19 protein-coding genes are annotated in these 22,092 nt (G+C 58.2%); 15 read left to right on the forward strand and 4 right to left on the reverse strand.

All coding sequences use genetic code 11. The features are described from left to right. Positions 1–32: 32 nt before the first annotated feature. Both HMPREF3101_RS02215 and HMPREF3101_RS02220 read left to right on the forward strand, forming a co-directional pair. Positions 33–2,636, forward strand: coding sequence for a GNAT family N-acetyltransferase (locus tag HMPREF3101_RS02215; protein WP_070462363.1), 2,604 nt, complete (start codon positions 33–35; stop codon positions 2,634–2,636). A gap of 8 nt (positions 2,637–2,644) precedes the next feature. Next, the gene (locus tag HMPREF3101_RS02220; RefSeq protein WP_246816607.1) at positions 2,645–3,775 is read left to right on the forward strand and encodes an acetoin utilization protein AcuC; all 1,131 of its coding nucleotides are present in this window, start codon (positions 2,645–2,647) and stop codon (positions 3,773–3,775) included. A 15-nt stretch (positions 3,776–3,790) separates the two neighbouring features. Here HMPREF3101_RS02220 and HMPREF3101_RS02225 read toward each other — a convergent pair whose 3' ends face one another. Beyond that, entirely contained in the window at positions 3,791–4,999 is a 1,209-nt protein-coding gene (locus tag HMPREF3101_RS02225; RefSeq protein WP_070462278.1) for an acyl-CoA dehydrogenase family protein, read from the reverse strand. Positions 5,000–5,126: 127 nt separating this feature from the next. Between HMPREF3101_RS02225 and HMPREF3101_RS02230 the strand changes: the two genes are divergently transcribed. Then, the gene (locus tag HMPREF3101_RS02230) at positions 5,127–5,771 is read left to right on the forward strand and encodes a TetR/AcrR family transcriptional regulator (protein ID WP_070462279.1); all 645 of its coding nucleotides are present in this window, start codon (positions 5,127–5,129) and stop codon (positions 5,769–5,771) included. Continuing rightward, a complete protein-coding gene (locus HMPREF3101_RS02235) occupies positions 5,764–7,494 on the forward strand; it encodes an AMP-binding protein (protein WP_070462280.1) in 1,731 nt (576 codons plus the stop codon). Before HMPREF3101_RS02230 ends, HMPREF3101_RS02235 begins: the two co-directional genes overlap by 8 nt. Positions 7,495–7,568: 74 nt before the next feature. Here HMPREF3101_RS02235 and HMPREF3101_RS02240 read toward each other — a convergent pair whose 3' ends face one another. Next, positions 7,569–8,342, reverse strand: a complete 774-nt coding sequence (locus HMPREF3101_RS02240) for an enoyl-CoA hydratase (protein WP_070462281.1) — start codon at positions 8,340–8,342, stop codon at positions 7,569–7,571. Positions 8,343–8,384: 42 nt separating this feature from the next. Further along, complete coding sequence (locus HMPREF3101_RS02245; protein WP_070462282.1) at positions 8,385–9,437, reverse strand: enoyl-CoA hydratase/isomerase family protein; 1,053 nt, start codon at positions 9,435–9,437, stop codon at positions 8,385–8,387. Positions 9,438–9,611: 174 nt separating this feature from the next. Here HMPREF3101_RS02245 and HMPREF3101_RS02250 point away from each other — a divergent pair, with 174 nt between their 5' ends. From HMPREF3101_RS02250 to HMPREF3101_RS02290, 9 genes are read left to right on the forward strand one after another with little or no spacing between them, the layout of a single operon-like run. Continuing rightward, on the forward strand, positions 9,612–10,589 hold the full coding sequence (locus HMPREF3101_RS02250; protein ID WP_070462283.1) for a bile acid:sodium symporter family protein: 978 nt from the start codon (positions 9,612–9,614) through the stop codon (positions 10,587–10,589). Positions 10,590–10,592: 3 nt separating this feature from the next. Next, positions 10,593–12,083 carry a depupylase/deamidase Dop gene (gene dop, locus HMPREF3101_RS02255; protein ID WP_070462284.1) on the forward strand — a complete coding sequence of 497 codons (1,491 nt, stop codon included), beginning with the start codon at positions 10,593–10,595 and terminating at the stop codon, positions 12,081–12,083. Positions 12,084–12,087: 4 nt separating this feature from the next. Further along, positions 12,088–12,270, forward strand: a complete 183-nt coding sequence (locus HMPREF3101_RS02260; protein ID WP_052204318.1) for a ubiquitin-like protein Pup — start codon at positions 12,088–12,090, stop codon at positions 12,268–12,270. Positions 12,271–12,301: 31 nt separating this feature from the next. Further along, the gene (gene pafA, locus HMPREF3101_RS02265; protein ID WP_070462364.1) at positions 12,302–13,696 is read left to right on the forward strand and encodes a Pup--protein ligase; all 1,395 of its coding nucleotides are present in this window, start codon (positions 12,302–12,304) and stop codon (positions 13,694–13,696) included. After that, entirely contained in the window at positions 13,689–14,606 is a 918-nt protein-coding gene (locus HMPREF3101_RS02270; protein ID WP_070462365.1) for a helix-turn-helix transcriptional regulator, read from the forward strand. The genes pafA and HMPREF3101_RS02270 overlap by 8 nt, the downstream gene beginning before the upstream one ends. Continuing rightward, on the forward strand, positions 14,603–15,547 hold the full coding sequence (locus HMPREF3101_RS02275) for a helix-turn-helix transcriptional regulator (protein WP_246816608.1): 945 nt from the start codon (positions 14,603–14,605) through the stop codon (positions 15,545–15,547). The genes HMPREF3101_RS02270 and HMPREF3101_RS02275 overlap by 4 nt, the downstream gene beginning before the upstream one ends. A 5-nt stretch (positions 15,548–15,552) precedes the next feature. Continuing rightward, positions 15,553–15,870: a Sec-independent protein translocase subunit TatA gene (gene tatA, locus HMPREF3101_RS02280; RefSeq protein ID WP_070462285.1), complete on the forward strand. Its 318-nt coding sequence runs from the start codon at positions 15,553–15,555 to the stop codon at positions 15,868–15,870. 5 nt (positions 15,871–15,875) lie between these two features. Then, positions 15,876–16,877 (forward strand): twin-arginine translocase subunit TatC, encoded by a 1,002-nt coding sequence (tatC, locus tag HMPREF3101_RS02285; protein ID WP_083280029.1) that lies wholly within the window; start codon positions 15,876–15,878, stop codon positions 16,875–16,877. 30 nt (positions 16,878–16,907) lie between these two features. Next, positions 16,908–19,664, forward strand: a complete 2,757-nt coding sequence (locus HMPREF3101_RS02290; RefSeq protein WP_070462287.1) for a DEAD/DEAH box helicase — start codon at positions 16,908–16,910, stop codon at positions 19,662–19,664. Here HMPREF3101_RS02290 and HMPREF3101_RS02295 read toward each other — a convergent pair. Next, positions 19,651–20,226 (reverse strand): S1 family peptidase, encoded by a 576-nt coding sequence (locus tag HMPREF3101_RS02295; RefSeq protein WP_070462288.1) that lies wholly within the window; start codon positions 20,224–20,226, stop codon positions 19,651–19,653. The genes HMPREF3101_RS02290 and HMPREF3101_RS02295 overlap by 14 nt on opposite strands. Before the next feature lie 31 nt (positions 20,227–20,257). Here HMPREF3101_RS02295 and HMPREF3101_RS02300 point away from each other — a divergent pair, with 31 nt between their 5' ends. Then, positions 20,258–21,343 carry a M24 family metallopeptidase gene (locus HMPREF3101_RS02300; protein ID WP_070462289.1) on the forward strand — a complete coding sequence of 362 codons (1,086 nt, stop codon included), beginning with the start codon at positions 20,258–20,260 and terminating at the stop codon, positions 21,341–21,343. Continuing rightward, positions 21,337–22,062: an SDR family oxidoreductase gene (locus HMPREF3101_RS02305; RefSeq protein WP_070462290.1), complete on the forward strand. Its 726-nt coding sequence runs from the start codon at positions 21,337–21,339 to the stop codon at positions 22,060–22,062. Before HMPREF3101_RS02300 ends, HMPREF3101_RS02305 begins: the two co-directional genes overlap by 7 nt. Positions 22,063–22,092 lie beyond the last annotated feature (30 nt).

Below are 22,092 nucleotides of genomic sequence, written 5' to 3' on the forward strand. Positions count from 1 at the left end.
TTCATGGCGGGCAAAACGAATACGGTGAGGGCATGTTGCACCTCCAGCCACAACATTGGGAAGCCGACGTCATATTGAACGACGGGTCCATCGCCACCATTCGCGCGATTGATAATGCTGACAAAGAGGCGATCTACCAGTTCTACGATCGCGTCTCTGATAAGTCGAAGTTCTTGCGCTTCTTTGGCACTCACCCGACGCTGTCCGATAGTGACATGCAGCGTTGGTTAGATATTGAAGGGTACGATCGCGTCACCTTGGTGTTGGAGGAGCGCGGCGACATTGTTGCGGTCGCGGGGTACGCGATTGTGCAGCAGTTTCTTCCGGCTCGGGTGGGTGACGTTTCGTTTTTGGTGCAAGATTCGCATCAGGGGAAAGGCGTTGGCCCGATCATGCTGGAGCATTTGGCGCAGATCGGCCGGGAGGGCAACGTCAGCCGTTTTTTCGCTGAAATGTTGATGCAGAACCGCACCATGACGCAGGTGTTTATTTCCGCCGGATATCAGGTTAAGCCTGAGTTGGAGGACGGCATGATCACGGTGGATTTTGAGATCTCACCGAACAAGGATTCACGTGAGGTAATGCAGCGTCGTGAAACGCGAGCTGAGGCCAATTCTTTACGGCGCCTTCTCACCCCTCAGCGTGTCGCAATAGTCGGGGTGCATGAGCGGGTTGCGTCTCACGTCAAGGAATTTGCAGGTGAGGTGCTGGCATTCGATGATGTTGCCGCTCTCAGTGCTGCCGAGGATCCTGTTGATTTGGTTGTGGCAGTGCACGATCCACATGAGCTCAATAGTTTGATGCAGTGTGCGGCAAGCGTGGGTGCGCATGGAGTGGTGTTAACTACGCCGAGTGACTATCCACCGCTTAACGGCAACGAAACGCGTGATGTGGTGATGGCGGCTCGTGATGTGGGGTTGCGTGTATTGGGGCCTACGTCACTCGGATTAATCAATACTGATCCAGCAGTTCGGTTGAACACTACGCCCGTACCGGTGCCGCGCGTGGGGTCAGTTGGACTGTTCACGCAGTCTTCGGGTGTGGCCATGGTGATGCTGTCGCATGCGGTTTCGCGAGGAACCGGTTTGAGTGTTTTCTTGGCGTCGGGTTCGTTTGCGGATGTGACGGGCAATGACGTCATGCAGTATTGGTCTGATGATGAGCGGACAAATATTTGTATGTTGTCGCTGGATTCCGGCGGTAATCCTCGTAAGTTTTTCCGGATTGTGCGGCGGCTGGCGCTTGAAAAGTACGTGATCGTTTTCTTGCCGTCGAGGGCGTTGCGTTCGGCGATTCCAGGTAATGAGACTGGTTTGGAACCGGCATCGTCGGAGACGATTGATGCGGTGATTCGCCAGTCAGGTGCGATGGTTGTGAATCGTCGTGACGCCATGTTCGATATCGCGCAGATTCTGGCTCGCCAGCCTCTTCCTCGTGGGCGGCGTGTGGCGGTAGTGTCGAATTCTTCGGGGCTTGCGTCGCAGATGGCTGCATCGGCACAGCGCTTTGGTTTGCGCCCGGTGGTGAAGCGGCCGGCAGGTAGCGGGGTGCAGGGGATGATTGCGCAAGTTGAGCTTTTGCTTGACGACGCCAACGTAGACATCATCGTCTGCGCCGCCGTCGAAATCGACGAGCCTGCCGCGGAGGAAAGCTACACCCGCCTTTCCGCGCTCGCTGCTGAAGGTAAGCCCCGGACATTAATTGCATCGTTCATTGGCATCGGATTGCCGAATTATGGGGTTGGTTTGGGCGAGGAACAGCAGGGCCAGCTGCCGGTATTTGATAATTATGCGGACGCTATGGAAGCGCTGGGCGTGATTTTGGACAACCAGCGTCGCCGGGCGGCTATCCGTCCAAGTCCTGAAGATCTGATGGGTAGTGGTGATGAGGATGTGGCGCGTCGGGTCGTCGATAAGCTTCTGGCCCAAAATCCGGAAGGGCGATGGGCAAGCGATGCTGAAACCGCGGAGATCTTGGCTGCATATGGCATTGACCTTGTGCCTTGGACGGATACTCCAACCTTTGCCGATGCCCTACAAGCTTCGGAGAAATACGGTTGGGATGTGGTGCTAAAAGCCACCAGCCCGCTGGTGCGGGGTCGTTCTGAGCTGCCTACCGTGATCCGGCAGATCAACACTCAAGACGAGCTCGCCCACGCTTGGAAGACCTTGGAGAAGCTGGCCGAGGAGCTCCACCTGGGCACGGATGCTGCGGTGTTGCAACCTGCAGTACAGCGACAAGTTGCGTCGGGCGCCTCGCTGAAAGTGCGGGCCGTAGAAGACCCGGTCCTGGGTCCGCTGCTCGGTGTCGGTGTTTCCGGAATTTCCTCGGAGCTGCTCAAGGATGTCGCGTGGCGCATCCCACCACTTCGGCGTCATGATGTGGTAGACATGCTCAGCGAGCTGAAAGCCGCGCCTCTATTGACAGGGCAAAGCGGGATCAAGCCAATTGATATCCGCGGCTTGGAATCGGTACTTCTGCAGCTTTCTAAGCTTAAAGATGATATTGCCGCGGTTGTAGAGGTGGAGTTGATCCCTGTCATCGTGGGTATTGATGCTGTGCATGTGGTTGGCGCCCGATTACGTGTGGCGCCACTTGGACAAGAGCGTGAACCGCTGGCTAGGGCACTGCAATGAGCCAACCTATGAGCACAAAGCCGCTGCTAATCAACGCCGAAGAGATGCGCCGCTATTCTCTCGGGCCGGGACACCCGATGGGACCCGACCGGGTGAAACTAGCGCTCAATGTGGCCGAGCATTTCGACATGCTCGATCTTTTCGACATTTACAGCCCCCAACCTTTAAGTACCGCCTTGTTGCAACTGGTTCACACGCGGGAATATATCGACGCGACTCGGGCAGAAGTTGCTGCGAAACGATTCGGGCTTGGCACCGATGACAACCCGATCAGTCACGGGCTTTCCACCGTTGCTTCCTGCATTGCCGCGGGCACTGTTGAAGCCGCGCGCGCTGTGTGGCAGGGCGAGACTAAACGAGCGGTGAATTTGGCAGGCGGTCTGCACCACGCCGCGGTGGATCGCATGGAGGGTTTTTGTATGTATAACGATGCTGCGATTGCCATTCGCTGGTTGCTGGATCAGGGAGCAACGCGCATTGCATATGTTGATCTGGATGCACATCACGGCGATGGTGTCGAGCAGATTTTCTGGGACGACCCGAGAGTGATCACGATTTCGGTGCATGAGTCAGGCATTTATCTCTATCCCCACACCGGATATGCACACGAGATTGGGGGTCAGGGGGCCGAGGGTACTGCCGTAAACCTGGCCCTGAGTAAGAACGCTGGTGATAGCGAGTGGCTGCAGGGGATTCACTCACTGGTCCCCGCACTATTGAAGCAATTTCGGCCGCAGATGTTGATTACGCAGCACGGCGCGGACCCTCACCGCGCAGACCCGCTAGCTGACCTTGAGGTGAGTATTGACGCCATGTCTCACGCCTATCGATCTTTAGGCGTGTGGGCTGACCAATATGCGGGAGGTAGATGGGTCGCACTGGGTGGGGGAGGCTATACGCTCGATTCGGTTGCGCGTGCTTGGACGTTGCTTCTGGCTGCTGTGGCAGGGGTTTCGCTCGAGGGATCAGCTTCGATGCCCAGTGGCTGGAACGGGAGCCTCACACTTGGCGACGCCGGTGTTACCACCCCGTTTTCCGAATACGATCCCAAGCGTGTACTCACCTCCCGGCCCAGCACGTCACTGATTCAGACAAGCCGTGCGGTGTTCCCGTATTGGGGAATCCAGCCTTATGGCTGATCTGGTGGAACAGTACTAGACGAATGCCGACTGGCCTGTTACCGCGCGCCCGACGATCAACGCGTTGATCTCGTAGGTGCCTTCGTAGGTGTAGAGAACCTCGGCATCTGCCATCATCTTGGACAGGTGATGCTGGGTCAGCAGGCCGTTACCGCCGCCAATCGCACGGGCCGCGGCGGCGGATTCGCGCGCCAGCCTGGTGTTTGTGGCTTTGGCCATGGCTGCCATGGGCATCTCCAGTTTGCCTGCCTCTTGCATATGCGCAATTTGAGCCATCATCGCCAGCGACGCCGACGCGTTGCCCAGAATCCGCGTTAGCGGCTCTTGGATCAGCTGGAATTTGGCCAGTGGCTTGCCAAACTGTTCGCGGGTGAGTGCGTATTCACGGGCCGCGTCAAAAATCCCGAGCTGGAGGCCAGCTGCCTGCCACGCAACCCATGCGCGCGAAGAGCACAGGAAATCGTTGACGTTGCTGAATGACTGAGCCCCTGGGATGGCGTTTTCGTGCGGAATGAGCACGTTGTCGTAGGTGATGTCTGCGTTTTGCATGATACGCAGGCCCATTTTGCGTGAGATCTTTTCGGTTGTTACGCCGTCGCGGTCTAGCTCCACAATGAAGGCTTTCACCTCTTGATCTTCAACGTCACGGGCGAAAGTGATTGCAAAGTCGGCGATAGTTCCAGCGCCGATCCAGCGCTTTTGGCCGTTGATCACCCACCCGTCCTCAGTACGCTGCGCAGTGGTTGCCAACCCTCCTGCGATGTCTGAGCCGTGGTCGGGCTCTGTCAGCGCGAATGCGCCGAGCTTTTCAAACTTGCGAAGGCCCGGCAGCCACTTTTCGCGTTGTTGATCGGACCCGAGTGTGTGGATGACGCCAACGTTGAGTTCGTTGTGAATGCCTACGAGTGCGGAAAGCGACACGTCCACACGCGTGACCTCGGCATACACAAGACCGCGGAACAGTCGGGAGGTATCAGACAGTTCAATTTCTCCAAGGCCCTGTGCAGCCAGCTTTGGCAGCAACTCGAAGGGAAGTTCCTCGCGATCCCAGTATTGACCGACAACGGGACGGATTTCGGTTTGGAGGAACTCATGGACCTCTTGCAACTTCTTGCGTTCGTCGTTATTTAGCTGGTCAGCGACGCCGAGGATGTCTGCGTGCGGAAACTTCACGCCTTCAAGGTGAGCAATTTGGGGGGAGATGGTGGGGAGAATCGGGGGCATTTTTTCAAACCTTCCTGCGGATGGGCTCGCGCCGTGTACGATTTAGTGACAAATCGTACAGGAGTGAAAATTCCGCGTCTCGAAATTCGATTTCTCTAAATTCTCTAAACCTGAAAGGAGGACGGCTATGACCGAAGCACTCACCCCGCGTAAGCAAGCGCTGCATGACGCGATACTGGCCGACTTTCTCAAAGAAGGGTTTCGCGATTTCACTATTGACGCTGCGACGAAGCGCTACCACTGCTCAAAATCCACCTTGTACACGTTCGGCAAAACCCGAGATGAAATCGTAAGAAGGATTCTGATCAGCTTCTTCAAAGAGATCGCGCAAACCACCGCTCGCGCTGGGCGTCCTATTAGCAACCATGCTGAATCACTGTTCGCCTACTTTGACGCAATCCGTACGTCGTTGGAGCCAGCGAGTACAGAGTTCATGCACGATTTGGCCACCGAGCCGGTTGCACAGCGGGTCTATGACCTGAACACGGCGGCGGCAATTGATGAGATCATGCGTCGTATTGAATCAGGCATTCAAGCCGGCGGATTCAACGCAATTCACCCAGCATTTGCCGCACGAATGATCCAGCGTTCAATGCAGGACATTCAACAGGGGGTGTACTCCGACGTGATCCCTACACCGGAGGCATACCGGGAGCTCGGGCGAATAGTGTTGCGCGGCCTCGACCCGCCCGACCCGGCATCAGCACAACAGGACCGCGTACTTCATGCCAATCCCAACAACACCGAAGAGAATCGAGGAAGCCATGACTAGCGTGACCCAGCAATTCCGTGAAGCTCGCGACAAGCTCCAGTCGCTGCAGTTTGACTATGAGACGGCCTACGAGACCTTTAAATGGCCCCGATTCGACGAGTTCAACTTCGCCCTCGATTGGGTTGACCAGATTGGATCAGATCCTGCGTCAAAAGACCGTGAAGCCCTCGTGATCACGGAAATCGACGGCACCGAAACGCGCCGTACCTACGAGGACCTGGCACGACGTTCCTCGCAGCTAGCCAACTGGCTGTTGGAGAGCGGCGCGAAGCGTGGTGACCGCGTCATGATCCTCCTTGGCAATCAGGTTGAGCTTTGGGAGTCCATGCTGGCCTGTATCAAGGCCGGATTGGTTATCAACCCGGCTACGGTCATGCTTGGCGCCGCGGATCTGGAGGACCGTACGGCACGTGCGGAGATCTCCTGGGTGATTACAAATGCGGAGGACGCCGCAAAGTTCGATGATGTTGCTGGCACCTTCACAATCATCCAGTGCGGTGATGAGCCCGACGCACAACAGGCGCACCCGACCTTGTGTTACACCGACTCCTTCAACGCATCGGAGGTATTTGAGCCGTCACAGCCCACGAAAGCAGATGAGACGCTGCTTCTCTACTTCACATCGGGAACTACCTCTCGAGCGAAGCTGGTGGAGCACACCCACACGTCGTATCCGGTTGGCCACCTGTCAACCATGTACTGGATTGGGTTGCAGAAAGAGGATGTCCATCTCAACGTTGCCGCACCCGGTTGGGCGAAGCACACGTGGTCGAACTTCTTCGCGCCGCTGATCGCAGAGGCAACGATCTATGTCTACAACTACACACGCTTTGATGCTGCAGCGTTGATGGAGAAGATGGACGCAGAGGGCGTCACCAGCTTCTGCTGCCCGCCGACTGTGTGGCGCATGCTTGTGCAGGCTGATCTTTCGCGTTTGAAAAATCCGCCAAAGAAAATTGCGGCTGCCGGTGAACCGTTGAACCCAGAGTTAATCAATACCATTGAGAAGCACTGGAAGGTTCCGGTCCGTGACGGTTTCGGCCAGACCGAATCGGCCGTACAGATCGGTAACGCTCCGGGGCAGAAGATTAAGCCCGGTTCAATGGGGCGCCCGTTGCCAGGTTTCGAGATCGCCCTCATCGACCCGGCTACAGACGAAATCGGGGACCAGGGCGAGATCTGCGTCAAGCTGGATCCTCGTCCGGTCGGCTTGACCGTTGGTTACTACAACGAACCAGAGAAGAACGCGGAGACTTTCCGCGACGGCTACTACCACACGGGTGACACCGCAGAGCGAGACGCAGACGGCTACATCACCTACATCGGCCGCGCTGATGACGTGTTCAAAGCTTCCGACTACCGCCTGTCGCCGTTTGAGCTCGAGTCTGTGGTCATTGAGCACCCTGCGGTTGCTGAAGTTGCGGTTGTGCCTTCGCCGGACCCAATTCGTTTGGCCGTGCCGAAGGCCTATGTTGCGCTGGCTGCTAACTGGGAGCCGACTGCGGAAACCGCGGAGTCCATCTTGAAGCACTGCCGCGACGGTTTAGCTCCGTACAAGCGTATTCGTCGTCTGGAGTTCTATGAACTGCCGAAGACTGTCTCAGGCAAGATTCGCCGTGTGGACTTGCGCAAACGTGAGGTAGACATCCACGAAGCTGACGGTGGTCAGACGAAGGCATCCACCGAGTTTGCCGATACTGATTTCCCGAGTCTGAAGGGCTGATATAACCCGATAAACCAGTGGGCTAATGAAAAGAGGTGGGAGGAAAAGGTCCTCCCACCTCTTTTCATGCTTATTTACCGGTGCTGGAAGTTGGCCTTGCGCTTCTCAGTGAATGCCTGCATGCCTTCTTTCTGGTCTTCGGAAGCGAAGATGGAGTGGAACGTGCGGCGCTCATACATGAGGCCTTGAGAAAGGCTGAGCTCGTCTACAGCGTTGATCTGTTCCTTGATCATCGTTGTAGCAACGAGCGACTTTTGGGCGATTTCTTCCGCCAGTTCCTTTGCAGCTTGAACCAGTTCTTGAGCTGGGACAACGCGCGAGACCAGGCCAGAGCGTTCGGCCTCTTCAGCGCCCATCTGACGGCCGGTCAAGCACATCTCCATAGCTTTGGACTTGCCAATCGCGCGGGTGAGTCGTTGTGATCCGCCCATGCCTGGGGTGACGCCAAGGTTTACCTCAGGCTGCCCGAACTTGGCTGTATCACCAGCGATGATGATGTCGCACATCATGGCCAGTTCGCAGCCTCCGCCGAGCGCATACCCATTGACTGCTGCGATGATGGGGGTGCGTGCGCGGGTCAGTATGTCCCATCCGGCGAAGAAGTCCTGGGTGTACATTTCGGTGGCGCTCTTGGTGCTCATCTCTTTGATGTCTGCACCAGCGGCAAACGCCTTTTCGGATCCGGTAATGATGATGGCGCCAATGGCTTCGTCATTGTCGTACTCGGTGACTGCCTTGGTGACTTCGGTCATGGTCGCGGAGTTGAGTGCATTAAGCGCTTGTGGGCGGTTGAGCGTAATAACACCTACGCGGCCAGTGGTTTCTACAAGGATGTTTTCGTATGTCATGGTGCTGCTTCCTTTCTAGTCGTCTCCTGTATTCGTAGACGTTTAGTTGAATTCTGGGGGTACTGCGCCTGGCACGCTGTCGAATGCGGTGAGGTCGCTGACTACGTTGGCGGGGACGTCGGCAAGCGTGGCATAAGTCCAAGACGGGTTGCGGTCTTTTTCCACAATCTGGGCGCGAATGCCTTCGACAAATTCTGGGTGACGCTGCATGTTAAGACTGAACCAGTACTCCTGGGTCAGTGCTTCAGCTAGCGTCATGTCAGCACCGCGGTTCAAGGTGGTCTCAGCGACCTTGATGCCAAGAGGGGAGTTGCGGCGCATAGCCTTGGCGGCTTTATGTGACCAGTGGTCATCTTCGTTTCGCTCAGCTAGTTCGCTGAGCCGCTCCAGGGTTTCTTCTGGAGTTGTTGCAGCGTATACCGCTGTCATTTCGTCCCGGTCATCGCCAAATCCGGGGCCAAGTGGCTGCGCGAAGCGTTCAATCACGCCTACGTCGCCAGTGCTGGACAGTTCAGACACAAGTAGTTCTAGCTGATCCTGGGGTACGTAGTGGTCTGCAAGCCCAACATCAATGGTTTCCGCTGCGCCGACGTGGAGACCTGTATAGGCAAGGTGGCGTCCGAGGCGATCCGGGCTGCGTGAGAGCAGGTAGGTGCCGCCGGCGTCTGGGGAGTAACCGATGCCGGTTTCCGGCATGCCTACCCGTGAGTCATCAGTAACGATTCGGTGGGCGCTTAGCGCTGAAAGGCCGACACCGCCGCCGAGGACAATGCCGTTCATGATTGCCACGTACGGCTTGGGGTAGGTGTGGATGTAGTAGTCGAGTTCGTACTCAACTTTCCAAAACGTTTGGCCCATAGTGCCGCCGACTTTGGCGTCTTGGTAGAGCGATGCAATGTCTCCGCCGGCGCACAGTCCGCGCTCGCCGGCGCCGCGCAAGATTACTAGGGCGACGTCTGGGTCGCTCTCCCAGCCTCGCAGGATGCGGGTGATTTCCTCGAACATTTCGAGGGTAAGGGCGTTGATTGCTTTTGGCCGGTTGAGGGTAATGATGCCGGCGCGGCCTCGCTTTTCGTGCAGTATGTGATCTGCCATGCACAGTCTCCTTTCGGGTGTACGACTTTAACTCGTATCGTACACTTACTTGGGTTTGGCAACGCGGTTTTTACGCAGTTACCCACCCAATACACACGTTGAGTGTGACGCAGCGTACAGTAACCTCATCCCACACGGCGGGATCAAGTTTTCACCCATTGGACAGGAGGGGCTATGGCCACACCGATTGAACCGGAATTCTCATCGCAGAAAGACCGATCCGCTGCGTTTGCAATTGCTGCTTTCCCCGTATTCATCCTGATCGGCTCGGCCATCGCGTTCGTATTCCCTGCGCCGTTTTTGCCGTTGACGCAGTACATCACGTACTTCCTCATGATCATCATGTTTGGCATGGGTCTCACCTTGACCATCCCAGACTTCAAGGAGATCGCTCGCCGGCCGGTCCCGGTGATTATCGGCGTGATCGCGCAGTTTGTGATCATGCCGCTGGGAGCAGTAGCGGTAGCGAAGCTACTGGGCCTTAACCCGATGTTGGCGGTTGGTCTGCTCATGCTGGGGTCGGTGCCGGGCGGTACGTCTTCCAATGTGATTGCCTATCTGTCTAAGGGCGATGTGGCGCTGTCGGTAGCTATGACCAGTGTTTCTACGTTGGTCGCTCCCATCATGACGCCGATCCTGATGCTGCTTCTCGCCGGGGCAGAAGTGGAAGTTAACGCTGGCGCGATGGCTGCTTCGCTGGCCAAGACGGTGCTGATCCCTGTGCTTGGTGGCCTGCTGCTTCGTTACCTGTTGGATGCATGGATGGAAAAGATCTCGCCTGTGCTTCCGTGGATTTCCATTCTGGGTATCGGCGGCGTGGTCTTCCCAACGGTGGCGAAGAACCGCGAGGCGCTCATTGAGGTTGGTTTGCTCCTGTTGCTTGCGGTGTTGCTCCACAACGTCCTTGGCTACGTGCTTGGTTACTACGCGGCGAAGTTCACTGCTCAGCCGGAAAGCTACCGTCGTACGGTGGCCATTGAGGTTGGTACCCAGTCCGCTGGTTTGTCCTCCGGTATGGCGGGCCAGTTCTTCGCCCCGGAGGCGGCGTTGCCGGGCGCTGTTGCCGCGGTACTGCACAACATTACGGGTGCTATATATGCCTCCCTTGTCCGAAAGCATCCCACGGAGAAGGAATTGGTAGCTACCATCTAGCGCATGACACGCTTCATGGGTACTGAGACGGAGTACGGCATTATGTGTCCGCAGGATCCGTCGTTAAGCCAGCTGCTCACTTCTACACATGCTGTGGTGGCGTATGCGGCCCTGCATACGTCTGCCCGGTCGCGGTGGGACTATGAGGAAGAGGCGCCACTGAAGGATACTCGCGGGTTTGACCTGCGGCGCTACCGTAGCGTTCCGCAAGTTGATCCGAATGCAATGGGAGTGGCCAATGTTGTCACTGCTAACGGTGCGCGTTTTTACGTGGATCATGGGCATCCCGAGTACAGTTCGCCGGAGACGTCCAACGCGTTTGACGCCATGATTCAGGACACTGCTGGCGATATTTACCTCAACCAGGCTGCGGCTACGATTCGTCAGTTGTGGGACCAGCAGGTCAGCGTGTTGGATAAGCATGATCCCTGCCCGCCGTTGAAGTTTTACAAGAACAACGTTGACGGCAAGGGGCAGTCGTACGGGAGTCACGAAAACTACCTCTATTCGCGACAGACCGACTTTTCAACGCTCACTCAGGCGCTGATTCCGTTTTTTGTCGCACGCCAGGTCATTATTGGCGCTGGTCGCGTCGGTATTGGTCAAGCTTCGGAGCGTGATGGCTTCCAGATTTCGCAGCGTGCGGATTACTTTGAGCAGGAGATTTCCCTGGAAACAACGCTCAATCGCGGCATTATGAATACCCGCGATGAGCCGCACGCAAACGCAACGAAGTTCCGTCGCCTCCACGTCATTGTTGGTGATGCGAATATGAGCCAGTACTCCAACTTCCTCAAGATCGGTATGACCAAACTGGTTATTGACGCGATTGAGAATGACGTTGATTTCACGGATCTGCGCCTTGCAGACCCAGTTGCTGAGATGCACAACGTCTCGCACGACCCGACGCTGAAGCATGGGCTGTTGCTTGCCGACGGCCAGCGCATCGCCGCAACCGCTCTCCTCAGGAAGTACATGGAAAGGTGCGAGGCGCACGATGGCGTGGATAAGCAAGTGCTCGAGCTGTGGGACGAAATCCTTACTGATTTGGAGCGCGACCCGCTGTCCACCGCGGACCGGTTGGATTGGACGGCGAAGTGGGCCCTGCTGAAGAGCTACACGGACCGAGGGGTGAGCTGGTCCGATCCAAAGTTGAAGATGATTGACATCCAGTATTCGGACATTGATCCCGAAAAGTCGCTGTACCACGCTCTTGTGCGCAAGGGACGGATGCGCACCATGGTCAGCGATGACGTGATTGCGCAAGCGGCGGCCAACCCACCGGAGGACTCGCGCGCGTACTTCCGTGGCCACGTCACGCAGCGTTTCGGCGAGGACATCGTGGCGGCGAGCTGGCAGTCCATTATTTTCAACCTGGACGGTGAGGTGATCCGTTTGCCAATGGACAAGCTTGACCGTTTCACTAAGGCCGATATTGGTGATGTGTTGGATCGCATAACCAACGTTCGGGAACTTCTTCAGGCGATAGGGTAGAGGCATGACACAGCAGCAAGTTTTTGGAAAACCTGGTGGGGACGACACTCCGGAGGAGCCGTTCGAGGCAGGACAAGCGCAGATCAGCACCACTGGCACTGAGGATCTGTTGGATGAGATTGATGCGCTGCTAGATAACAACGCGGAGGAGTTTGTGCGCTCGTTCGTGCAAAAGGGTGGGCAGTAGAGTGACAAACGGCCTCTATCCGCGTCGCATTATGGGCGTGGAAACGGAGTTTGGTGTCGTCGCATACAAGGATGGAAAGGCGGTGCTGACGCCGGAGGAGGCCGCACGCTACCTGTTTCGTCCTGTTGTGGCGAAGCATCGTAGCTCCAACATTTTCACTAGCAATGCGTCGCGGTTGTACCTGGATGTGGGGTCGCATCCGGAGTATGCGACTGCTGAGTGTGATTCTGTAACCCAGCTGCTGAATTACGACAAGGCTGGCGAGGCTGCGTTTGCCAAGCTCGCCCGGCAGGCTGACCAGGCGATGGCCGCCGATCGTATTGACGCTAACATTTACCTGTTCAAAAACAACGTCGATTCCGCAGGCAACTCTTATGGTGCGCACGAGAATTACCTGATCAGCCGTGACCTCGTTCTGAAGTCTTTTGGCAAGCAGCTGTTGCCGTTTTTGATTACACGCCAGCTGATTTGTGGCGCGGGCATGGTGAAGAAGGGCCGTTTCGTCATTTCGCAGCGCGCCGATCAGGTGTGGGAGGGTGTTTCCTCGGCCACGACTCGTACGCGTCCGATTATTAATACGCGTGATGAGCCGCACGGGGATTCGCGGCGTTTCCGCCGCATGCACGTCATTGTCGGCGATTCCAATATGTCTGAGCCTTCGTTTGCGTTGAAGGTCGGGTCCCTGTTGCTGGTGATTGAGATGTTGGAGGCGGGCTTTGACCTGCCGGATGTGGAGTTGGACAATCCGATCGGCCACATTCGCGACATTGCACTTGACCCGACTGGAAGCACAGAGCTTTTGCTTCGCGACGGCGGCGTGACCACCGCCCTTGCAGTCCAGCAAGGAACGCTTGATGCTGCTCGACGCTGGCTGGAACACCGCCCGGACGAGGGCACTCCGAACGAAGAGATGGCACGCATCGTGGACTTGTGGCAGCGCACCCTTGATGCAATTGCCTCGCAGGATTTCTCAAGGGTGGACACTGAAATCGATTGGGTGATCAAACGCAAGCTCCTGACCCAGGTTAAGGACAAACTTGGCTGCGACTGGGATCACCCGCGCCTGGCGCAGATCGACTTGACGTATCACGACATTGATCGTGACCGTGGTTTGTTCTACCTGCTTGAGCGCAAGGGCTTGGCAAAGCGTTGGACCACTGATGACGCGATTGCCAAGGCGCTGCAAGCACCACCCGCGACGACCCGTGCGGTGCTTCGCGGAAAGTTTCTAGCCGCAGTGCGCGAGGCGGATGTGGACCATAACGTTGACTGGGTACATCTGAAGATCAACCGCCCGGAGCCAGTCACCCTTGAGTTGTTGGATCCCTTTGCCACGGAAAACGACGAGGTTGACGCCCTGATTGCCCGTATCGCCCAAACAGCCGACGTCACCGAAGCAGCGCAGGGTGGAGCCAACCGTGAGTGAGGTCGATGCTGGCCGCAGGCAAGTCAATCTCACGTTTGCGCTGCTGGGCGCTGAAAGTCCGCGTGATGTGGAGTGGGTTGGCCGAAACGTGGATGGCTACCAGGGCAGGACGCCGAGTGCGTTAGCGATCGCGGTGTCGCGTGATGTCAAAGAGCTTCGCAGCATGTGGGTGCCTGTGCGCTACGTTGACGGCCAGCTGTGGCTGGATAAGGACCAGTACGAGCTGGAGCCGGTGGAGTTGACGGAGGCTGAGGCATCGGTAATTGGCCTGGCGGCTGATTTAGCCCAAGGCGCCAACTTGGGGGCATTTGCTCGTTCAGGGTGGACGAAGCTCGCGGCCTCGGGCGCGACACGTTCGTTCGATGATTCAGTGTTGGCCTCGTTTTCCAACGACATCACCCGCCTAGACCCAGACACGCTGCGCCACTTGCTCACAGGCGTGCGAACCTCCAAGCGCTTGAGATTTGATTTCGTCGCTTCACCAGGCCAGGAGGTGCAAACGCGCACGGTGGACCCGTGGGGGATTGTGCCGCTGAACAACCGCGCCTACTTAGTGGGTTGGGACCGGGATCGCGATGCTGAGCGAGTGTTTCGTGTCCGAAAGATCTCCAACGTGCGTGGAGTCAACGCCACTGACTTCAAGAGGCAGGTGGGAAGTTTGCAAGAGATCGTCGAAAAGCAACTGCAACATGCGCTGACGGATGCAACCGTGACAGTAACCGGCGACGCAGGTGATGAGTTGGCTAGCCGCGGTGAGCGTGACGGCGACACGATCAGACTCAAAGGCGTGGACCGCGATTGGTTGGTGCGCACGGTGGCTTCCTTGGCTGGCAGTGTGACCGCAATAGAACCGATAGAGGTGCGCGACGACGTTGTAGCTTTGTTGCGGCAGGTGGGAGGAAGTAAATGACGTCCATGAATCCAGTCCAGCAGCGTCGTGAGCGCGTAGTACGCCAGTTGAATTTGCTTGCGTATGTGGGCAAACACCCGGACTCCACCGTGATGGAGATGGCGCGTGATTTGGGCTCGGACCCTGGTGAGATCCGAGATGATCTCAACGCGCTGCTGCTTTCAGGCGTGGGCATGCACGGCGGACAGATGATTGATCTGAATCATGATTGGTTTTCGGTCAACGTGATTGATAGCCAGGGCTTGGACAAGCCGCTGCGGTTGACTCCGACTGAGGCGAACGCGTTGTTGCTCTTGCTGGAGTCCTTGGAAACCATGCCGGGGATTGTGGACGCTGACGCGGTAAAATCTGCCGCCGCCAAGATTCGGGCAGTGGCACACGGCGCTGGGGTTGATGATGCGCAGATGGACTCCGAGGTCGCGCCAGCTGCGACGATCCGCCAGGCGATTGCGGAAGAAAAACAGCTTGAGTTGTCCTATTACTCGGCAACATCCAACGCAACGTCAACGCGCATGGTTTCGCCAATTGACACATTCCACAAGGACGGGCAAACCTACCTGCGTGCCTGGGATCAAGGTGAGCTACGCATGTTTCGCTTTGATCGCGTCAGGAGCATTGTGCTTAGCGACGCCCCGTCGACCCCACCAAACGCCCCAACCCCAGCCCTGGATCCTACTGATCCTTTCAGCATGGGCCGTGCCAAGCGCGCGCAGCTTTTGATCCGCCGCGACGCCACGTGGCTGGCAGACGATTGGGATATCGATATCAATCTTTCCGACGATGACCCAGAGTGGGTTCCCGCGCAGATGCGCTACGGTAACGGCGATTGGCTCGTTCGCTTCTGCTTGGGGCAGGCTGGCAGGGTGCGTTTGCAGGCGCCAGAGGAACTCGCCGGGGAAGTTGTTCGCCGCGCGGAGCGTGCGATGAGCGTGTTACGATAACGCACATGCCTAATCTCGGTGCTCCGGAAATTCTGATTATTCTTGCCATCGTGCTGCTGCTGTTTGGCGCAAATAAGTTGCCTGACCTGGCTCGTTCGATGGGTCGCTCGGCGCGTATTTTTAAGTCTGAGGTCAAGGAAATGCGTCGTGAAGACGCGGAGGGGCAGCCAGAGCAGCCTGCGTCCACCGCACCGCAGGGTGAGCTGACCGCAGGGCCAGCCGCTGCGGCCAACACCGCCAACCCGGTAAACTCGGAGACCGCCAGCGCATCCCAGGGCGATGACTTCTGGGATCGTCCTGAAAACCAGCCGACGCAGCGCTAGTTCAGATGGCGTCTCAGGCGTCCTCGACGCCGCGGGCGGCAAAGGCTCGCAGGCGGAAGCGCAAGCGTAACCCCCAGGGGGAAATGACGCTGGTGGAGCACCTGACGGAGCTTCGTCGGCGCGTTATTGTTTCCTTGGTTGCCATTGTGGTGGGCACAATCATAGGGTTTATTTGGTACCAGAGTGCACCCGGTGGCCTGATGCCGTTGGGCGAGATTATTCGCCGCCCATACTGCAATCTGCCGCAGGACTTGCGTGCTGATTTCACTCATGACGGCTCGTGCCGTCTGTTGGCTACCAGCCCGTTCGAGATGTTCATGCTTCGCTTGAAGGTGGGTGCGTTGGCGGGGTTGGTGTTGGCGTCGCCAATCTGGCTGTTGCAGATCTGGAACTTCATTACCCCCGGGTTGCACCGCAATGAGCGGCGCTACACGTTTAGCTTTGTCACCCTTGCGGTAACGCTGTTTGTCGCCGGTGCTGTGCTGGCCTACTTCGTGCTTGACCAAGGCCTATACGTACTCATGACCATGGGCGGGGAAGTCCAAGTTGGCGGTCTTACGGGCCAGAGCTACTACAACTTTTTGCTTGGGCTTACCGTGGTGTTTGGCGTGAGCTTTGAGCTGCCACTCATTGTGGTGATGCTCAACCTTGCGGGCATGCTGCGCTACGACATGGTTAAGGAAAAGCGGCGCATCATCATCGTCGGCCTGTTTATTTTCGCGGCGTTTATGACGCCGGGCCAAGACCCGTTCTCCATGGTTGCGCTTGGTACCTCGATGTCGGTGCTTGTAGAGATCGCGTTTCAGTTCTGCCGCATCCACGACAAGAGGACACATCGCGCACGCCCCGAGTGGATGGGTTTGGATGACGAGGAAGCTTCAGGGCCGATCGCCGCACCAACCCCGGTCAGCGGCGCAGAGTCCATAGCGGCCGCGTCGATCGAGTCGCCGCAGCCTGTGGCGCCGAGCAGAACAACACCGAAGGACCCGTTTACCGACGTTCTCTAGCCCCGCGCCCGAACACGTACGCTAGTAGCTATGTCTGGGACGTTTTTGGGTGAATTTGTGGCGTCGAAAAGCTTCAAGCTCGACCCCTTCCAACTTGATGCTTGCCGCGAAGTAGAGGCGGACCGTGGTGTGCTGGTGTGCGCGCCGACGGGCTCCGGCAAAACTGTGGTGGGCGAGTTTGCCGTGGCACTGGCGCTAAGCCGCGGCACCAAGTGCTTCTACACCACGCCGATTAAGGCGTTGAGCAACCAGAAATACCACGACCTGGTCGCAGAACATGGCGAAGACGCCGTTGGTCTTCTGACTGGGGACGTCTCCATCAACGGCTCTGCCGAGGTGGTTGTGATGACCACTGAGGTGCTTCGCAACATGATTTACGCAGAATCTCCCCAGTTGCACAGACTGAGCCACGTGGTGATGGATGAGATCCATTACCTGGCGGATCTGGACCGCGGCGCGGTGTGGGAGGAGATCATCTTGAACTTGGATGATTCAGTGAGTCTGATCGGCTTGTCCGCAACCGTGTCGAATTCGGAGGAGTTCGGCGAATGGCTCAGCACGGTGCGGGGCGACACTGCAGTGATTGTCTCTGAGCACCGGCCTGTGCCGCTGAGCCAGTACATGATGGTTGGCCGCAAGGTGTTTCCATTGTTTGAGCCGGAGTCAGATCAGGTTAGCCGGGAGCTGGAGCGCGCCATTGCGCGCATTGAGGCGGGGGCGGGGGACCAGGGGCGTTCCGACTACGAGCAGGGCAGGGGCTTTCGCTCGCGTGCCGACGGCCGCCGTTCCGGCCGCGAACGCTCCCAGGACCGGGTGCGCCCAGTTGGCCGTCCGGAGATGGTCCAGGCGTTGCAGGGGCGCGACATGTTGCCGGCGATTGTCTTCATCTTCTCGCGCGCAGGTTGCGACGGCGCCTTATTCCAGTGCTTACGCTCCCGCAAGGAGTTGACTACCCCGGAGGAGCAGGAGCAGATCCGGGCGATTATCGACGCCGGGGTTGCCGACATCCCCGAAGAAGACCTCGAAGTCTTGAACTATCGACAAGTGCGCACCGCTTGGACCCGTGGATTTGCGGCACACCACGCTGGCATGTTGCCGGCGTTTAAGCACGTTGTGGAGCAACTGTTTGTGCGCGGCCTGGTCAAGGTGGTCTTTGCCACCGAGACGCTTGCGCTGGGAATTAACATGCCTGCGCGCACCGTGGTGTTGGAAAAGATGGTGAAGTTCAACGGCGAGGCGCACGTGGACTTAACCCCTGGTCAGTACACGCAGCTGACGGGGCGTGCGGGCCGCCGCGGGATTGACCCCATCGGTAACGCAGTGGTGCAGTGGGCGCCGGCGATGGATCCTCGTGAGGTTGCGGGCCTTGCGTCCACCCGAACCTATCCGCTGATTTCGCCGTTTACGCCGGGCTATAACATGGCGATCAACATGCTGGGCATGAACGGCTACGAGGACTCCATTCGCCTTATTGAGCAGTCGTTTGCCCAGTTCCAGACTGACCGTTCGGTGGTGGGGGAGGTGCGCGAGATCGAGCGCCTCGAGGCGAAGGTGCGAAAGCTGCGGGCGCAGTTGGATCGCGACGTTGCAACGCTTGCCGGTGCCGAAACCGTGGATGCCGCCGACCAGCTGGTGGAGTACCTAACACTGCGGCGTGAGCTCAGCGACGCTGAGAAGGAGGCTCGCCGCACTTCCCTGCATGACCGCGAAGTAGAAACCCGCAAGATCCTTGGCCGCCTGCAGGTAGGCGAAGTGGTTGCGATTCCGGGCAAGAAGATGCCGGAGCTTGCCGCGGTGGTGCAGCCAGCGGGCAGGCAGGATGACCCACGTCCGTGGGTGACTACCCAGCGTGGCTGGTCGGGGCGGATTAGCACGGATATGTTCCGCAACCCGCCGATTGTGGTGGGCCGTATCAAGGTGCCTCGCCATATGCAGCAGCAGCCGCGCAAGCACACGCGCAAGGTGGTTGATCTGCTCAGGCGCAGCAATTTCCATGCCCCGAAGCGGATGAAAGATCAGGCGCGGGTGCGTCCCTCGAAGAAGGTCACCGCGTTGCGAGAGGCAATTCGGCAACACCCCGCGCACCATTGGCCGGCACCGCAGCGCGAATTGCTGGCTCGCGTTGGTGAGCAGTTGGTTCGCGAGGAACGCAAGCTTGCCCGCGTCCAGCGTCAGGTGGATCGTTCCACGGATACGCTTGGCCGCACCTTTGAGCGGATTATCGGCCTGCTTACGGAGCTGGATTATGTGGAGCTGCGCGACGGAGAGCCACACGTAACGCAGGAGGGCGAGCGCCTAGCCAGGATTCACAACGTGTCCGATTTGCTGGTGGCGCAGTGTTTGAAGCGTGGTATTTGGGATGAGTTGGATCCGGCGGAGTTGGCTGGTGTTGCCTCAATGATGGTCTTTGAGAACCGTAAGACAACCGGTGGGTATCCGGAGGCCGCCACAGATGCGATGGCGGATGCGATGAATGAGACGATGCGGGTTTACAACGAGTTGTCTGCGGATGAGCAGCGCCACCGCTTGCCGTTGACGCGCTTGCCGGAGGCTGGTTTTGCCTTATCGGTGCATCAGTGGACTGCTGGTGCCCCGTTAGGCTACGCCATGGCAGCTGCGGCGGAGTCGGGCGCGGAGTTGTCCGCGGGCGACTTTGTGCGCTGGTGCCGCCAGGTGATCGATGTGCTGGAGCAGATTCACAACACGGGCTATAGCGATACGATCCGCAAGAACGCCAATCGGGCTATCGATGCTATGCGACGCGGCGTGGTCGCTATCGGCGCTTAAGAGCTTCAAGCTTGTCGACGACGCGTGGTCTCACTAACGCCGCCGTCGCCAAGCGAAGGTTTATGCCAAACGGGTCTAGGATGAGGGACTGGACGGCGAAAATGCTGCCGTTAGCGACGATGGGGCCGCCGGAGTCGCCTTTGATCGCGCCGCTGAGCACGAGACCCGCGGGTCTGACGCGGGTGTAGCCTGCGCGCGAAACCGCTATGGGAAGCGGCGTGAGGTATCTGCCGGCGCGCACGTTTGGTGTGCGTGCGCCGCCGCCAAAGCCGAAGGTAACCGTTTGAGTCAACGGCGCCGGTGCTCGCCCAATCGTGGGAAATGCTGCTACCTCAACCGGTTGCCTAAGGGTGAGAAGCGCAATGTCAGTGCCGGGGAAGAGATAGAGCTCCTCGATTCGCCGTCGCTCACTGCTTATCAAACACGTGACGCTGCGAAGTTTGGCCAGCAGCGGAATGAAGAAATGTCCGCAGGTCAACACCACGTCTGGTGCGACGAGTGTGCCGGTGCAGTAACTGTTGGCACTGTGGAGCCGGACGAGATGGGCGGGGGAAACGGACACGCGACCATGCTAGCGCCCTACGATTGTGGCCATGACTTTGTTTGCTGAGGAGTTCTACGTAAAACGCCGTCGAACGCTCCAGGAAGAGATAGCGAAATCCGACGCCAATGCCCTCGTTATCGGCGTTGGTGCGGAGTTGAACGCCTTGACTGGGCATGAGTTTTTCTCGCATGAACGCTTGACGGCGCTGGTGCTTACGGCTGATTCCCAGGTGATTATCGCCCCGGCAACCGATGCAGCCTCCTTGCCAACGCTTGCGGGCGTGACCGTGAAATCGTGGCGCGACGGCGAAAACCCATATACCGCCATAGCTGAGATTGCAGGTGGCCTCACAGAGCTTGGCCGTACGCTGACCGCGGATCACGTGTTTGGTCTTCAGGCTGTGCTGGATGAAACCCGGCTGATGTCGCAGCGCTTCGCAGACATGTTCATGGTCAAGGATCCGGCAGAGATCGCGGAGCTGGCCAAGGCTGGCGCCGCCATCGACCGGGTGCACGAGCAGGTTCCCGCGCTTCTTGTCGCCGGGCGGACAGAGGCCGAGGTTGCCGCCGAGCTCGCGCAGCTTATCCGCCGGGAGCATGCCGAGGTTGACTTTGTCATTGTCGGCTCTGGACCCAACGGTGCAAATCCGCACCACGATTTCTCTGACCGTGTCTTGCAACCAGGCGATCCGGTGGTGGTGGACATCGGTGGCACACTTGACACCGGCTACCATTCCGACAGCACACGGACTTACGTGGTGCCGGGCGCTGTAGCCTCACCGGAGTTTCAGTGCGCCTACCAGGTGGTGCTCGAAGCGCAGCAGGCAGCTGTCAACGCCGCACGCCCGGGGATGACTGCTGGTGAACTAGATGCGGTCGCCCGCGACATCATTACAGCAGCCGACTTTGGAGACGAATTCTCCCACCGCCTCGGCCACGGCATTGGCCTGGAGATCCACGAGCAACCCTTCATCATCGCCGGCTCGGACCTAGTCCTTGAGGAAGGTATGGTCTTTTCCATCGAGCCCGGCGTGTACGTCAACGGTCAGTTCGGAGTCCGCATCGAAGATATTGTCACGCTGACTGATACAGGCGCACGCCCACTGAACAACGCCTCAAAGGAACTCGAATGCTAAGTCAGGGCACGATTTTGCTCCTCGGCGCAACCAGCGATATTGGCGGTGAGATTGCACGGCGCATGTGTAGAGGCCGCGATGTGGTGTGTGCGCTAAGGGATGTGGCGGTTGGCGTGGGCGTCAAAAAGCAACTGCTCGATGCTGGTGCCAGCAGCGTACGCATGGTGGAGTTTGAGGCAACTGATCTGGATTCGCACCGTGCGCTTGTTGAATCGGTGGACAACCTCACCACCGCCGTCGTGGCGTTTGGCATCCTGGGCAACCAGGCACTGGCTGAGCACGACGAACAGGAAGCCGTACGCATTGCCACCGTGGATTACCTCGCCCAGGTCAGCATGCTCACCGTACTGGCAGACGTGATGAAGCACGGCGAAATCTTCGCCTTTTCCTCCATCGCTGGCTGGCGCGTTCGGCGCGCAAACTACGTCTACGGTTCCACGAAGGCGGGGCTGGATGCGTTCTGCCAAGGCCTGGCGGATCGCTTGCATGGCAGTAAGCTGCACCTGATCACCGCGCGGCCGGGGTTTGTCATCGGCAAAATGACTCACGGGATGAAACCCGCGATCATGTCCGTGACCCCGGATGTAGTGGCCGAGGCGGTTGTGGCCGCCGCAAACCGCGGTCGCAGCCAAACGGTGTGGATTCCAGGCCGGCTGGCGTTGCTGGCCTTCATTATGTGCCTTGTGCCTCGCCCCATCTGGCGCCATATGCCAAGGTAAAAGGCTTGTTTACACCGATCACACGCACAG

It is taken from the genome of Corynebacterium sp. HMSC29G08, from assembly GCF_001806875.1.
GTDB lineage: Bacteria > Actinomycetota > Actinomycetes > Mycobacteriales > Mycobacteriaceae > Corynebacterium.